19 protein-coding genes are annotated in these 13635 nt (G+C 40.7%); 13 read left to right on the top strand and 6 right to left on the bottom strand.

Features of this window, described 5'->3' with window-relative positions; genetic code table 11:
* Window positions 1-2 precede the first annotated feature (2 nt).
* The 5 genes from OH460_RS15830 to OH460_RS15810 form a co-directional block, all read right to left on the bottom strand.
* The gene (locus OH460_RS15830; protein ID WP_269998511.1) at window positions 3-1766 is read right to left on the bottom strand and encodes a hypothetical protein; all 1764 of its coding nucleotides are present in this window, start codon (window positions 1764-1766) and stop codon (window positions 3-5) included.
* Window positions 1767-1895: 129 nt separating this feature from the next.
* Complete coding sequence (locus tag OH460_RS15825) at window positions 1896-2096, bottom strand: hypothetical protein (RefSeq protein ID WP_116872047.1); 201 nt, start codon at window positions 2094-2096, stop codon at window positions 1896-1898.
* A gap of 40 nt (window positions 2097-2136) precedes the next feature.
* A complete protein-coding gene (locus OH460_RS15820; RefSeq protein WP_019822880.1) occupies window positions 2137-2361 on the bottom strand; it encodes a hypothetical protein in 225 nt (74 codons plus the stop codon).
* A 9-nt stretch (window positions 2362-2370) separates the two neighbouring features.
* Window positions 2371-2703 (bottom strand): hypothetical protein, encoded by a 333-nt coding sequence (locus tag OH460_RS15815; RefSeq protein WP_145568444.1) that lies wholly within the window; start codon window positions 2701-2703, stop codon window positions 2371-2373.
* A 2-nt stretch (window positions 2704-2705) separates the two neighbouring features.
* A complete protein-coding gene (locus tag OH460_RS15810) occupies window positions 2706-3785 on the bottom strand; it encodes a replication initiation factor domain-containing protein (RefSeq protein ID WP_269998503.1) in 1080 nt (359 codons plus the stop codon).
* 127 nt (window positions 3786-3912) lie between these two features.
* On the opposite strand from OH460_RS15810, the gene OH460_RS15805 reads away from it, so the two are divergent.
* Window positions 3913-4245 carry a helix-turn-helix domain-containing protein gene (locus OH460_RS15805; RefSeq protein ID WP_145568447.1) on the top strand — a complete coding sequence of 111 codons (333 nt, stop codon included), beginning with the start codon at window positions 3913-3915 and terminating at the stop codon, window positions 4243-4245.
* 349 nt (window positions 4246-4594) lie between these two features.
* On the opposite strand, the gene OH460_RS15800 is transcribed toward OH460_RS15805, so the two are convergent.
* Complete coding sequence (locus OH460_RS15800; protein WP_269998499.1) at window positions 4595-4966, bottom strand: DUF3693 domain-containing protein; 372 nt, start codon at window positions 4964-4966, stop codon at window positions 4595-4597.
* Between the two features lie 130 nt (window positions 4967-5096).
* Between OH460_RS15800 and OH460_RS15795 the strand changes: the two genes are divergently transcribed.
* The 12 genes from OH460_RS15795 to OH460_RS15740 all read left to right on the top strand — a co-directional run bounded on the left by OH460_RS15795 (window position 5097) and on the right by OH460_RS15740 (window position 13596).
* Complete coding sequence (locus tag OH460_RS15795; protein WP_108167715.1) at window positions 5097-5393, top strand: hypothetical protein; 297 nt, start codon at window positions 5097-5099, stop codon at window positions 5391-5393.
* A gap of 2 nt (window positions 5394-5395) precedes the next feature.
* Window positions 5396-5596 carry a hypothetical protein gene (locus OH460_RS15790; RefSeq protein ID WP_108167716.1) on the top strand — a complete coding sequence of 67 codons (201 nt, stop codon included), beginning with the start codon at window positions 5396-5398 and terminating at the stop codon, window positions 5594-5596.
* Complete coding sequence (locus OH460_RS15785; RefSeq protein WP_269998495.1) at window positions 5586-6698, top strand: replication initiation factor domain-containing protein; 1113 nt, start codon at window positions 5586-5588, stop codon at window positions 6696-6698. The genes OH460_RS15790 and OH460_RS15785 overlap by 11 nt, the downstream gene beginning before the upstream one ends.
* Window positions 6686-7024 carry a DUF1293 family protein gene (locus tag OH460_RS15780; RefSeq protein ID WP_269998493.1) on the top strand — a complete coding sequence of 113 codons (339 nt, stop codon included), beginning with the start codon at window positions 6686-6688 and terminating at the stop codon, window positions 7022-7024. Before OH460_RS15785 ends, OH460_RS15780 begins: the two co-directional genes overlap by 13 nt.
* A gap of 18 nt (window positions 7025-7042) precedes the next feature.
* On the top strand, window positions 7043-7285 hold the full coding sequence (locus tag OH460_RS15775; RefSeq protein ID WP_269998491.1) for a single-stranded DNA-binding protein: 243 nt from the start codon (window positions 7043-7045) through the stop codon (window positions 7283-7285).
* Between the two features lie 12 nt (window positions 7286-7297).
* Window positions 7298-7432 carry a membrane protein gene (locus OH460_RS15770; protein WP_048612093.1) on the top strand — a complete coding sequence of 45 codons (135 nt, stop codon included), beginning with the start codon at window positions 7298-7300 and terminating at the stop codon, window positions 7430-7432.
* 152 nt (window positions 7433-7584) lie between these two features.
* Entirely contained in the window at window positions 7585-9228 is a 1644-nt protein-coding gene (locus OH460_RS15765) for a hypothetical protein (RefSeq protein ID WP_269998486.1), read from the top strand.
* A 3-nt stretch (window positions 9229-9231) separates the two neighbouring features.
* The gene (locus OH460_RS15760; protein WP_269998484.1) at window positions 9232-9546 is read left to right on the top strand and encodes a DUF2523 family protein; all 315 of its coding nucleotides are present in this window, start codon (window positions 9232-9234) and stop codon (window positions 9544-9546) included.
* Window positions 9546-10691: a zonular occludens toxin domain-containing protein gene (locus OH460_RS15755; RefSeq protein ID WP_269998483.1), complete on the top strand. Its 1146-nt coding sequence runs from the start codon at window positions 9546-9548 to the stop codon at window positions 10689-10691. Before OH460_RS15760 ends, OH460_RS15755 begins: the two co-directional genes overlap by 1 nt.
* Before the next feature lie 87 nt (window positions 10692-10778).
* A complete protein-coding gene (locus OH460_RS15750) occupies window positions 10779-11348 on the top strand; it encodes a DUF2726 domain-containing protein (protein ID WP_269998481.1) in 570 nt (189 codons plus the stop codon).
* Window positions 11349-11779: 431 nt separating this feature from the next.
* Window positions 11780-12916: an AAA family ATPase gene (locus OH460_RS15745; RefSeq protein ID WP_269998478.1), complete on the top strand. Its 1137-nt coding sequence runs from the start codon at window positions 11780-11782 to the stop codon at window positions 12914-12916.
* Complete coding sequence (locus tag OH460_RS15740) at window positions 12913-13596, top strand: hypothetical protein (protein ID WP_269998476.1); 684 nt, start codon at window positions 12913-12915, stop codon at window positions 13594-13596. Before OH460_RS15745 ends, OH460_RS15740 begins: the two co-directional genes overlap by 4 nt.
* Window positions 13597-13635: the final 39 nt, after the last annotated feature.

The raw sequence follows: 13635 nt of genomic DNA, 5'->3' as shown, positions 1-13635 counted from the left end.
AATTAATCCTTACCTAACATTCTGATTCCAGACAAGACAAAAAGAAACATAATAACAGCCGAAATAATAGCCGCGTTATCCAACAAAGCAGAAAGCACACCTGATTTAAAAGAACGTTCAGAACCATTAATATTCAAGTTCAAAGTGTGTTCCTTGAATGTACCGTTATTAAAAGAACTAGTATCAATAGAAAACAATGCTTTAAACTTTTCAAATTCATCAGTCATTTCTTGTTTTATTTCTATGACTTCATTTTGAACTTCAGCGATATCAGTTGGAGTGACAATAAACCCTTCACCAGTAAAGCTAGAACTAGGTTCAACGAAATTATTATTGTTAGTAATACCCTTGATTAAATCGTCAATCTTACCTTCAACCCCAGACATATCACCAACTTCAAGGCCGTCGATTTTTGCTGATAGGTCAGAAAGACTAGATTCAACGCCAGATAAATCAGGAGAACCCAAAGAGTCTATTTTTGAATTAATATCCTCAAATTCATAATAAAGACCATCAATCATAGCGTTATTGCTTGAAACCTTTTCTTCTACATTTGAAATGTCAGAAGACATGGTTTTTAAAAGTTTATTGTTGAGGTTTGCCTTAGCTGCATTTCTTAGTTGAGTTTTTTGTTGGTCTGTAAGGCCACCGCCAGAAACCTCCAAAGCTTGAATCTTACTAACTAAATCACGATTCAAAGTAACCATCAAATCACGCTCAGTTTCTTGTCCTGCAATGAGCTGGTCATTTTTAGTCATATTGCTAACACTGTTTCGAACAGAGTCTAAGAGCCAATTACTTTGAGCATCAGTGAGAGCACCGCCACCGCCAGCAGGAAAATCAGAAATAGAGTGGATTATGGATTGAGTGTTGTGTTTAACAATCGCGACTTCCTCATCTAAATCATCGAATCTATGAAAAGTCTGCTTGTAACGATCGTCCAAGCGATTTTTTATATCTTGCCTTGCTGCCCAAACACTGTCTCTAACGGTGTTTTCCAAACCACCTTGAGCAGCCGTCAACGAGTCTATCTTGTGAGCAAAAGATGAATCATTGGTCTTTTGAGTATTGATTAACTGAGAAATAGCCCGATTAAAATCATCACGAGTAAGATTTCGCTGACTTAAATTCGAAATAATCCGAGCTAAATCTGAATTATTACGATTAAGCTTGTTCATAACAGAATGATAACTGCCGCAAGAATCATCATTAACATTACAGTTAAGAATGTCTTTTGCTTCTTCTAAAGAATCATAATAAGTGTCGAGATTGTCAGGCACATTATTACCATCAGCATCTGTAACTTGATTGTCATTGCTGTATGGGTCAGGGTCTTCACCGTTTTTAATGCCGTCACCGTCCCAATCTTCTAAATCATCTTGAACGCCATTTTGGTTAACATCCCCCTCAAACGGAAAGAGCTCAGGAACGTCACCTGAATAGCGGTTGATTTGGTCAAAGCCACAAGTAGACCCCGTATAATAAAACTTGTTAGTCCAGCGTCCCGCCTCAACAGAAATCGAAACAGAACTAGGCTCCATATTACAAGCAGCACCAGAAGAACGATCACCGATACAATAAGAACGAGGATTATCACCCCACACGTAAGAATCCCAAGTCAAATTTCTACCCGTTCCCTTTAGTATCTTACAAGAACTAACACAGACACCCTCAACCTCAACTTCACCCGCACCACACTGCAAAGCATTGGAATTGAAAGCAACAAGAACTAAAAGAAGAGAAAAGTATTTTTGATATCGTTCCACTGTAAACCCCAGATAAAAAAACGCCCCCAAACTAGGAGGCATTAATACCCGTATATGCGCCATATACGAATGACATAGCCATAACCACCCCAAACAGGACGGTTACGACCTCAGAGACAATGTCTCCCATTAGCTCCCCATAGAATTGACAATGGCGCGAAGACCAAAGCCAAGTGCAGCAAGACCGATAAGACCAACCACAACTAGACCGTAGTTAGATTGACCAGCCGTTACAGCTTCGTTGATAGCCGTTGTGATTCCACTGGTATCAGCAAATGAAGAAGCAGATACAAGCGCAGTAGAACCTAGAACCAATAGACGTTTTTTCATGGTATTTCCTTTTTAAGAGTGTGTTACTAAAAGTAGACCCCTAGCCTTTGCCAAGAGTTTTCAAGATTCGCCCTAGCACATGGCCAGAAACGAAAGATAATAAAATCCAACCTGAAACGGTTGTGTATAGCTCTGAATCAATGGTCAAAGACTGTGAAGCAGAGACTAAATTGTTGTATTCGGTGTCGCTAAGCATCACGAGCTGACAATCAAAGTCAGTTGACGTTCTTAAATAACCCTGTTGAGTAGTCGTAATGCAGTTCATAAATAAAACCTACTTCTTATGAAGATCATCAAAAAGTGATTTGATAACGGTATAACCAGTAATAAAGTTTTGTTCTGGATTTTCTGGATTAGGCTCAGTTTGAACCTCAGCAAGAACAGGAAAAGCGGTAGACTCAAATTGATTCAGAATCTCATCAGAAACAACGAAAGTCATAGAGCCACCATCTTCACCAACATCAAAACCAAAGGTCGAACAGCTACCCTTATCATTTGACCAAGCGCGTGGTTTTTTACCGTAGAAAATATCTGCAATCTCGTAAGGCTTGCCAGTTTTTCCCGAGATACCTTTAGAGTGCGAAGCACCAAGTAGAACTAATTTCATTTTTAACCGCCCGTTATTTCTTTGATTATTTTTTGATGAATATCAGGAAGACTAAACTCTGAATCCTGATGCTCACTAGATACGAGGAGACCGAAAACCTTTTCGATATCCCCATCAAAATATTTAGCTAAATCGGCAAGAGTTCGACCAACTTGACGACGCGCCCACTTCGCTCTTCCATGGATATCGAGAGCGATTGAAGACTTTTTTGTGATCACCTTTACAGGGCAAGAAGCCACTATCGAAGCCGAGAAATCACACAATCCTGCATAATGGCCGCTAATATCGAGCAGCACATCAATAGGGAAATCCTTAAGTTCGACCTCATTTCGGAACCAGTACATATCAAGGTCTAATTGAGCAGCCTTGTTATAAATACGCCAGTAAACCCTAGATTGACGACTACCGACTTCGAAAGATTCGTTAAGAACTCGACCATTGGCCTCTTTGAAAACACGTTCGCCAGCAGCAGGAGTTCTACCTCTAGAGCTAGTTCTAAACGCATCATCTGAATAGGCTTTCTTTGCATAATCACGACCAAAAAGACCATGAAAATCATCAACGGCTAAATCAACACGCGAGAGCTTCGAGCAATCAAGAAGCTGTAACCACCAATGCAAGCGAAACAAAGATGTATGCTCAACAAGAGAGCGACACCCTACTCCTTCAAGCTGTATGTAACAGGTGTCACGGTTACCACCGAGAGCGACAAAACCAACGTGTTGACGAGAATGTTTAGGCGTTAAATGACAAGAATTTTCATAACCATTAAGACCTTTATCGCGCCAAGGTGACATTTTCAAACCAAGAACGTGAAGACAAAAAACCTCCAAACGGTCAAGCATGGCAACACGCCATTTAGATCGATAAAGATCCTCTAATTTTGCTTTGCGATTAGGACAACGAACGCGCTGATATGTTGGTTTTGGTAGCGGTGCCCAGCAAGGATTAGACAAATCTGACTTGTGAGCATGACGAAGTGATGAGTACGGGAACGAAAAAGCAAGGTAATCAACAAAAACAAAAGGCGAAGCCTCAGTGTCGATTTGCAATTCTTCTGCTGTGAAAATCTTCTTTTTCATGGCGTACTAAAAACCTGTCAAGTAGTAATTTTCAGTCATAGTAAGGATGAATTTTTACAATTGCAAGATACTGGACAAAAAAACATAGCTTACAATAGTAAAAAATGAGACCTAAATAGGGGTTTAAATGCTTTGTGAACAAATAAAGAGACTCAGAGAGAGCAGAAATTTGAATCAGGAAGATGTAGCAAAATCGATAAGTATTGCTAAATCGACATACATCAAATATGAAAAAGGAACACAATCACCACAACTGGAAATTGTGGAAAAACTGTCAAATTTATACGGTGTGACGCTCTCAGAGATAATAGGAAATGAAAAACCAGAACTGGATGATCAACTTACATCTAGAATGGCTCTGATAAAGGAATTGAGTGAAGAAGAAAAGAAGTCAATCATGTTAGTCATTGATGGCTTGATATACAGACACCAAAACATCGAGTTAATGAGGAAGTTATAAAACTCGCTACGCTCAAACACTGGCGCGTTACACTTGCGAATACACGGTGAAGGCTGACAGTTCCGTGGAATTTACCCCCGTAATACTAGACGGGGGTTTTCCTACCCTCCGCCTCATTCGGCCTCCTCAGTCTTCGTCGTTCTCACTCGTTGTCAGTCCGGGTATGTCATTTTTTAACAAACCAGGTATGTCATGTAATAACAAACTGGAAATGCTAGTGCAGGTATTATGCGTAGTTATGTTACGGGCTATCACTAGCAAGCGATTCTCGTTCCTAACATGTACGGCAAGCCGACAATGAGTAAGTCTCTCGCCCACCCTTGCCGCGTTCTAGGCCAAAGGCAAACCCTCAACATAACTCTGCTAATAATACGCAGTTGGCTAGTGCTTTATTTGGGGTGGCTGCCATCAACGCTAATCCTGCGCAAGTCATTGAAATGCTAGTTAAACCAAGCCCGTTATACTTTTTTGCAATGCTGTTCCAAAGCGTTTGCGCTTCGTACGTTTTCGCTTTATCTAGCGCCAAACCAACTAATGCCTTTTCTTTATCTTCACCGACAACATCAGCAAGCATAAGCACTTGATTCTCTTTAAGAAAAGCTCTGTCTTTTCGAATATCCGTTAGCATTTGAGTGCTAATACCTAAATCAGATGCGACTTGCTTATATTGGACATAATTCATGTGCTCTTTATAAGCGTCTATGAGTTTCTTTGTGTACATTTTGAAAACCTCGTTTGTTTCCTCTAGCTCGATTCTAGCTCATAAACACGAAAATTATCGTATTGCCACTACGAGATTTATCGTATTTACTGTACGGAAATTATCGTACTTACTTCTTCTGGTGGCTTCTATGTTTACAATTGAACCTATCGAATACGGCTCTGTTTTAAAATCTGAACACGTTAGCTTCTCAAGCTATCCAGATTTCACACACGCGTCCGTGTCTCTTCATAACTCACCATTAGAAATCTGCTTTGAGTTCCTTGTTAGTGAACTTGAGTTCGGTCAACGCACAATTGGTGAAGAACTGTTTCACACTGTCAGCTACAAGAATCCACTTTATAACTCTAGTGACTCTTTCACTTTTACGTTTGATAACGACCAAGAGCTTGAGCAGTTTTGTTCGTTCTACGGTGTGGAACGTTAATCATGGATTCAATCTACTTCGACAATGAACCCAATCATGGCATCAACGCTTACTTTCCTTGGGGTCACAACTTCTTTAAGACTCCACGCGATTTCTTCCAGTTCATGGAAGCTCACTATGGAATGGTGTCTTTTCAAATTGTTGAAATTACTGATGAAAACTACCAAGAGCTTTTGGTTAAGGGCGTGTTCAGTGCCATCTAAAAAACCACATAAGTTCCATGATGAGATTCGTCCGGTTCAAGTGGATCACCTAGCCTTTTCATTTTCGTATGGCTCGCTGAGACATTTGGATAGCTCTAACGAACAAGACTTTATCAACTTGCAGTTTCCTGAGTTTAAGAAACAAACCGTTAAAGGCCGCCTTAACTCACCAGAAGCTATAGAAAAATCAATTGAGTTACACCGTAACAAATGTCGTAAGGTTTTGGCTGATAGGTTTGATGAGTTCATGGCGAAAGTCTTTAACTTCCGTCTGTCGCCTATGCGTGGTCGTGGCTTGCATGGCTATGAAGATTCGATGGTGATTTATGACTCTACCGGAACAGTTGAATGTGGCTTGGTCGGTGTCGGCGGTAACAATGACACGGTCTACGTGCAAATCAATGGTACTGGTTGCGCCAAGTTGTTCGACTTCACTACTCACAAAAAGGTGCACTGGTGGTTATCGCTTTTGGGTATCACTCGCCTAGCCCGTTTGGATCTCTGCGTGGATGACTACACCGGAATCTTTGACTGTAAGTACGCTGAGAAATGTTTTTATGAGGGAGCATTTCGCACTGCTTCTCGTGGTCGTGGCCCGACAATGGTTCCTCATAAGCGCGTTTCACAATCTGGTGAATTATCAGAAGAAGCTGTTTTGGTTGGCTCTCGTACGTCTTCAGTTTACTGGCGTATCTATAACAAGAAGTTTGAACAAAACATCGCTGACCCTGAAGTGATTTGGTATCGCAACGAAGTGGAATTGAAGAAGTGCGATTTGGCACTACTCGCCTCGCCTGCTTCGGCCTTTGCTGGTCTGTGTGACTTCTCGGCCAGTATCGACCCTGCTGAACCAATGAAGCTTGAACTAAACAAGAAGAAAGCCGGACTGGAGTTTATGGCTCGTATCGCTTGGGTTCGTCGTCAATGTGGTAAGGCTTTATCTGAGGTTGTTGCTATGACTGAGGGAGACTTGGGGGAAGCGTTTGGAATGCTCATTCCTACGCACCATCGCCGCGCTAATTTCAATACATCGTTGGGCATTCCTGACGAATACACTAAACAGAAAATCGAAATTTTGGAGTCAAGAATATGCCTACAATAACTGGTATCTCTATCAAGCGTTTCCCTAAATCTAATATGGAATTCGCAGAGCTGTCTGTCCTACGTGCTGTGGAAGAAGTCGATAACGAGAAATTTCAACAAACGGGCATCGGCTTTTCAACTGACATCCCATACAACAAGCAAGCTCTGAAAATTGATGTGGAATACGCACGTCAACTTATCCAAACGCGCGCGTTCGTAGCTAATCGCGAATACGAATTGAATTTTGGCGCGAACCCAGATGATCCACTCGATATCTTGGTGAACAAGCTTGTTCCTACTGATGCCGAAATCCAAAAACATTTTGAAGCATCGTTTAAGAAGTAATTTGAATTCGGAATTGTTATGCCTAAGTGTGCTCTAGCAAATGAAAATGGTTTTCTAGCTCTTGTTGATACGTCAGTTGAATCCTGCACTGGAGTCATAGTTATTACTGCTAGCGATTATGAGTATTTGATGGGGTTCACTGAGGTTTCTGCAATCGAAGCTACTGCGGCTTTTAGTGGGGCTTTCTCACTAGTTTTCGTTAGCGGTTTCGCCATGTCATACGCCATTAAGATGGTGATTAAGTTAGTTAAAATTTTATAAGGAAACAAAATTATGGAAGCTATTTGGGCTGCTGTGGATTTCGCTGATGTTGCAACTAAAGTAGGTGCTGCGGGTGTTGCTATTGTCGGAATCACTATGGCTTACAAGGCGATTGGCCTTGCTAAACGTGCTGTAAAGTCTGCGTAACTAATGGGACTTTTTGAGTGTGCTGATTGCCATACATGACCTGATACTCATGGTATTTGCTCTTTTGGGTGGCTTGTCTGGTTTTCTAGCCGCTCTGAATTTTCAAAGTTAATAATAAAGGGGCTTCGGCCTCTTTTTTTATAGGTTTGTTTATGAAAAGAATGATTCTAGCATCGTTGGTTGGCCTGTTATCTTCCGGTGCATTGGCTTCTGATTTGACTTATGGCGGGCCATATTCGCAAATGAAAGTTAAGTTATGTTCAGACACCCCTCCGTCACGCTCCATTTTGCCCGACGGCAGTCTGATTTGTGATGATAATCCGCCAACGAGTGACTCGTATTGCACTGGTGGTTTTAACTACGCGGATTCAGACATTTTTAATTGCGGCTCTCAGGTAGAACAAGACGGCGACCTAAACAATAACGGCATACCTGACAACGATGAGGATTGGGATGGTGATGGGCTTGCGAACGGTGTTGATCCCAACCCCACTCTAAATGATAACGCTGACATTGATGAGAATGACAACGGGATACCTGACAAACTAGAGCCTTTCTTTGACCTGTATAAGGCCGGCCGCCCTGAGTTTATTAGTTGCGATGGTCAGGACAGACGTTGCTCTAGTTATGATGCCATGGTTCATAGTTTATCGATTAACAATCGTGAATTACAACGCATTATTAATCATATGGTATCTACCGATATCGATAAGAAATTTGAAACAACGCTTGAGAACCTACGTCAAACAATGACCTTTCAAGAAATTCAGACTCGAAAAGAGTTCAACGACTTAGAACGCGCTGTTAATAACATTGATGGTGGTGTAGACAACTCGGGGATCATTAATAGTGGTTTCTCTAACATGGTCTCCGAGTTCGAAGATGTTGATAGCTTATTTAGTCAGACTTTGAAGAGGTTCGATGATGTTGATTATGACCTTAATTCAGTAGACCGAAGCCTCACGAGCTTGAACGGTCAAATTAACGGTGTTCATGGTCACTTAGATGCAACTCAATCCCAGATTATCGATGCCATTAATAATGGTGGCGGTGGTGATGGCGGCCTTACATCAGAGCAACAAACTCAACTTTATGACGCTTCCAAAGCTAAGAGTAACCAAAAACGAATTAAAAACGTTCAAAACTCTTTAAACGACTTAGCCAATAAGAATACTCGTTTGGAGGGAGCTCTCATGCAAACTCAAATGATGGTCTCCTCTATCGCTGATGATGTGAATGAAAACACCAATCAAAAATTCAACCAATTAAGCGATCAAATTGCTGCTATTTCTGGCGGCCAATCGACCGTTGACTTGTCCGGTGTTGAATCAAGCATAGACGCCCTATCAGATAAAATTGACGGAATTGATGGCGGTAGTGATGGTGAAGGCCTTGCTGAAATTTCTGGTAAGTTAGATGGCTTAACTAATGGTGTAAATGATATTGCTGACTTATTGAAAGGTGTAGACGCATCCAAAGCAGGTATCGACGGCACTTGTATTCAAGGTGATACATGTCAGGGGTTCTATATGTCTGCATACGATGGTGATTTGAGTGATGTCGTCAGTGCTGAATTGAACGACATGCGTACAAGCATTGTCGACCCTTTTGTATCCAGTTTCGGCAACATTAATCTAAGTGGGGCTCAGCGTCCTAAGTTTGGGCTACCTGTCCCATTCTATGGATACATGTCATTTGATGATTACATCGACATGGATTGGATATTCGGCTTTTTACGTTTCATTTTTCTTGCATCTACGGCTTTCTATTGTCGTCAAATTATCTTCGGGGGTTAAGGTATGGATTGGATTGTAACGTTATTCAATAAGTTAATTGAGTTCATGTATCAGTTGCTCTTGAGCCTTATTACCATGCTCAAAGATATGGTCTATTGGGTTGTTGAGCAATTTATGGAAGTCGTCAATTCAGCTCTATCCGCTGCTGTTGCTTTATTCCAACCTGTCGATGTCGGTCAATATTTGCAGTCAATCCCGCCTAATGTTGCTTGGGTTATGGGTGCTGTTGGCTTGCCTCAGTGTTTGAGTATGATTCTATCGGCCATTGCTTTACGCATGGTCTTACAACTGATTCCATTTACAAGGTTGGGCTCTTAATGATCTATTGCATCGCGGGCCGACCACGCAGTGGCAAGAGCTATGAGAGTGTGGCTTTCCATATCATTCCTGCTATCAAGGCTGGTCGGAAAGTCGTAACCAATGTGACGTTAAATGTGCCCTATTTTCAGAAAGTCTTTGGCAATGATGTCTTGGACTTGATTGAAGTTGTGGACGGTAAGTTAAACCAATATGGCTCGATGGATAGACCGTTTTCAAAGCTTGAGGACTACGTCAACGACTGGAGGGATGCTGATAACAAAGGTCCCTTATTTGTTATCGATGAAGCTCATATGGTCCTGCCAAACAAGCAACTCGATAGCAAAATCCTTGAGTTCTATTCTCTTCACGGCCACTACGGCATAGACATCATCTTACTGACTCAGAATCTTAGAAAGATTCATAAAGACGTTAGAGATATGGTTGAGATGACTTACTACTGCGCCAAGAATACTGCGTTTGGTAGTAAGAACACTTACACGAAAAAAGTGAGAATTGGTGCAACGACCGAAGTCGTTAATGAGGAGCAACGGAAATACAAGAAAGCATTTTTTCCCTTTTATCAGTCTCATACGCAAAGTAGTGGCAGCGTAGCTGAAGCGATGAGTAACGACATTAAACCTATTTGGCATCGTTGGCCGTTTTGGATGGGTGGAACGTTGCTTGTCTGCGGAATCATTTTCAATATCTACGCTTGGTCCGGTAGTGATAAAGAACCTGAGCCTGTTCTTAAACCTGAACAAAACAATGTTACGGCCCATACCCATGCTTCAGTTCCTGACGGTGTTCCAGGTCAAACCGTTAAGCCTGTTAAAAAATCTTCAGGGTTCGGTCCACTTGATGACTTTGATTTATCCGTTACGGGATATTCACGTCAGACAGCTTGGACAGACGTTTCACAAAATCTTGTCGATTTCCAAAATTCGTTCATGCGTATCTATATCGAGGTTCGTCAGAACGATAGTAAGCTTTTTACTTTTGACCATTCAGAGCTGATTGAGATGGGTTATGGCTTTAAGGTTTTGGCTGATTGTGTGTATCGCGTTACTTGGGGAGAGTCTGTTAGGATTTTAACTTGTGTTGAGTCCAAGAATGACAATCCTATAAATGATCCTTTTGATTTCAGTAAGGCCGTCAAAATCTAATGACTTACAGTCATGTTATTGATATTTCTCACACAATGTACGGACTGATAAGATATTTTAATTAATCGATCTTATGAGTCCTACGTCATGGAGCATTTGTTTAACTTAATTTTTCCTACCCTAGCACTGATTTTTGCATTTGTGCTCTTATGGAGATTGGTAGGATTACTTGCACGCAACATATACTCTCCTAAAACAAATAATGACAACCCTACCTCACATTATGAATATCAGCCTATCAGGAAGCTTGCCACATCGAATGAGCTAACCTTTTATCAAGCATTAATCGTCGTAACAAAGGGCAAGCATACCGTTTTTACTAAGGTACGAATTGCCGATTTGATGACTCCAAGGAAAGGAGCTCATGACAAAAAAACATGGTGGCGAGCATTCAACGCTATTGCAAAAAAGCATGTGGACTTTGTACTTTGCGACCCACTAACGCTTGAAGTTAAGTGTTTGATTGAGTTAGATGATTCAACTCATAATCGACCAGATAGAGTAGCAAGAGACAAGTTAGTTGATATGGCCGCCGCTTCCGCAGGGGTTGAACTAAAGCACTTCAAAGTGAAAAACAAATATGACTATTTTGAGCTAGAGAAAGAGCTATATGGAATCAGCGACGCGCCACAGCCTGAGAGCATTTATACTCAATAGATATCGATGAACAAGCCCCGCAGGGATAAGGGCACGCGACATGGTTCTGGGGTGTACAGTCCCAAATGCCCGATAAGCAGCGAAGCGTAGCTGTCTTATTGAAACCACATCACCGCCCTTCCTCATTGCCAAGATCACCCTAGCAGAGCCTCACAATACCAGTGGGGCTTTTTGCTACTGCAACCCATAGAACTTTCAACGTTGATGATGTCGGTATGTTTGGTTCGCAGCTCGTTGGGAGGGACCCGTTTCGTCGGGAGGGTCCCAACGAGCTGCGGGCCAACAACCCCCGTGTTGTATCACGGGGGTAAATTCGACCAACCTATAGGCACACGCAATTCAATATTACTTTTTAGAGCATTACAAATTCACTGTGATGTATGTTCTGATTGCGTTAAACTGTAAGTAGTTCAATATTTAGGAAAAACATCATGATAATAAAAGAACTGCACTTAAACGGAACTAGTCTCGGCTCCAAGGTCAAAATTAACAATGTATCTTTTGACCGTCTTAATGTTCTTGTTGGTGTTTCGGGTGCGGGTAAGACAACTATCATTTCAGGTTTAAGTAGCTTGATAAGTTTAGCTGAAGGTGGAAAGTCTAGAACTATAGAGTGGACTTTGCATTTTGAAGATGACCTAAAAAGAAATGTTTTTTGGAAAGGGCAACTTTCTCAAGCTATTGAGTATGATGCAGAAGGGAAAGCATTCAGTAAATTTGTCAATGAAAGTCTGACAATAGACGGCACCCCCATTTTTTCTAGAGACGAAAAATCTGTTATTTTTTCTGAGAAAGAGCTTCCACGTTTAGATGATGATAAAAGCTTACTATTTCTTTTAAGACAAAGTACTGAACTAAAAGACGTTTTCAAATCGTTAACATCAGCTGTACTAATATCCGTAGACTCTGAACTGTTTTCAAACAACATGACTGTGCCTTTAATTGACGGAAAAATTCATAAGGAAGTACTAGCTCGAAACGGAAACCTTAGTATTAAGAAGCTATCAGCTCAATTTAAAGAACTAACATGTAGAGAGAAGATCTATTACGCATTTAAGTATGATAAAGATGCTTTTGATGAACTAGAATTCATATATACAAACATATTTCCAGAAGTAAAAAAAATAACTCCACGTTTAATAAAGACTCATACTGAAAGTTCAGATGGAAGACGTGTCATATTCATTGAACTAGACTTAAAAAATGGCCAAAAAATAAATCAATCCCAGATATCTTCAGGGATGTTTAAAGCTATGATGCTCCTTTCTGAATTACAGTTCGGAAACAATAATTCACCAATAATCATCGATGAAATTGAAAATAGTTTAGGTGTTAACTGTTTGCCCGATATATTGTCAGAATTACAACAAACGTCAAATCAAGTAATCATTACATCCCATCACCCAAGGGTGATCAATGATATACCAAAGAGCTTTTGGAAAGTTGTATCGAGAGGAAAAAACGGCGACATAACTACATACCCAGCAAGCGAAGTTCTTGATTTTGATAGTAATCATGACAATTTCCTTTTACTTATGAATAGCAATATCTATCGAGGGTATGAATGAAGCTATATTTCTTAGTAGAAGGACTTTCGTCAGAGATGCAAGTCTACCCTGAATGGGTTAAGCACATAATACCTGATTTAGAGACATTCACTAAGTTTAGTGATTTTAAAGCATCTAGTTCAGGGTGCTTCTTTTTTTCAGGTGAAGGTTACCCTTCTATATTAGGCCATATTGGGAATGCTATAACTGATATCACTGATGACGGCAGTGTCGATTACTTCTTTGTAATTTTAGATGCTGATGAAGATAGTGTTGATGTTAGAAAGCAATTCATATTGGATGAAGTAAATAAAGTTGAATTGCCTGAGCGATTACATGTTGTTCCTGTAGTTCAAAGTCGTTGCTTCGAAACTGTTCTGTTGGGTAATTCTAGTGCAATACCTCGGTTTGCAAAGGCAGAGCCTTTGATCAGCTACTTTCAATATTATAATGTCATCAAAGATGACCCTGAACTGATGGGCCATTATAATGTTGATTTTACTCATTCACAATTTCATGCCGCATATGCTATGAAAGCCTTGAGAGAGAGAAGGATTAACTATTCTAAATCTAACTGTAGCGCTGTTGCTAACCCTGATTATTTTTCGAAAATATGCTTACGTGTAAAAGAATCAAAACACCTATTGTCTTTAATACCATTAATTGAGGCACTTGAAGAAGTAGCTAATAAGATGAAATAGGCATGCTTTAGGGTTAGTGATTATTTAATAGAGGGCAAA

Origin of the sequence: Vibrio sp. Makdt (genome assembly GCF_027587015.1) — a bacterium.
GTDB classification, from domain to species: Bacteria; Pseudomonadota; Gammaproteobacteria; order Enterobacterales; family Vibrionaceae; genus Vibrio; species Vibrio chagasii_B.
Note: the sequence above shows the minus strand (reverse complement) of the source record. Positions and strands in the feature narration are given on the sequence as shown.

Bases quoted from the DNA above. Each gene is read 5' to 3' on its own strand.
- OH460_RS15740 (WP_269998476.1), top strand. From the start codon at position 12,913: ATGAAGCTATATTTCTTAGTAGAAGGACTTTCGTCAGAGATGCAAGTC.
- OH460_RS15825 (WP_116872047.1), bottom strand. From the start codon at position 2,096: ATGAAAAAACGTCTATTGGTTCTAGGTTCTACTGCGCTTGTATCTGCT.
- OH460_RS15790 (WP_108167716.1), top strand. From the start codon at position 5,396: ATGGATTCAATCTACTTCGACAATGAACCCAATCATGGCATCAACGCT.
- OH460_RS15780 (WP_269998493.1), top strand. From the start codon at position 6,686: ATGCCTACAATAACTGGTATCTCTATCAAGCGTTTCCCTAAATCTAAT.
- OH460_RS15810 (WP_269998503.1), bottom strand. From the start codon at position 3,785: ATGAAAAAGAAGATTTTCACAGCAGAAGAATTGCAAATCGACACTGAG.
- OH460_RS15805 (WP_145568447.1), top strand. From the start codon at position 3,913: ATGCTTTGTGAACAAATAAAGAGACTCAGAGAGAGCAGAAATTTGAAT.
- OH460_RS15755 (WP_269998483.1), top strand. From the start codon at position 9,546: ATGATCTATTGCATCGCGGGCCGACCACGCAGTGGCAAGAGCTATGAG.
- OH460_RS15775 (WP_269998491.1), top strand. From the start codon at position 7,043: ATGCCTAAGTGTGCTCTAGCAAATGAAAATGGTTTTCTAGCTCTTGTT.
- OH460_RS15760 (WP_269998484.1), top strand. From the start codon at position 9,232: ATGGATTGGATTGTAACGTTATTCAATAAGTTAATTGAGTTCATGTAT.
- OH460_RS15795 (WP_108167715.1), top strand. From the start codon at position 5,097: ATGTTTACAATTGAACCTATCGAATACGGCTCTGTTTTAAAATCTGAA.
- OH460_RS15745 (WP_269998478.1), top strand. From the start codon at position 11,780: ATGATAATAAAAGAACTGCACTTAAACGGAACTAGTCTCGGCTCCAAG.
- OH460_RS15765 (WP_269998486.1), top strand. From the start codon at position 7,585: ATGAAAAGAATGATTCTAGCATCGTTGGTTGGCCTGTTATCTTCCGGT.
- OH460_RS15800 (WP_269998499.1), bottom strand. From the start codon at position 4,966: ATGTACACAAAGAAACTCATAGACGCTTATAAAGAGCACATGAATTAT.
- OH460_RS15750 (WP_269998481.1), top strand. From the start codon at position 10,779: ATGGAGCATTTGTTTAACTTAATTTTTCCTACCCTAGCACTGATTTTT.
- OH460_RS15815 (WP_145568444.1), bottom strand. From the start codon at position 2,703: ATGAAATTAGTTCTACTTGGTGCTTCGCACTCTAAAGGTATCTCGGGA.
- OH460_RS15820 (WP_019822880.1), bottom strand. From the start codon at position 2,361: ATGAACTGCATTACGACTACTCAACAGGGTTATTTAAGAACGTCAACT.
- OH460_RS15770 (WP_048612093.1), top strand. From the start codon at position 7,298: ATGGAAGCTATTTGGGCTGCTGTGGATTTCGCTGATGTTGCAACTAAA.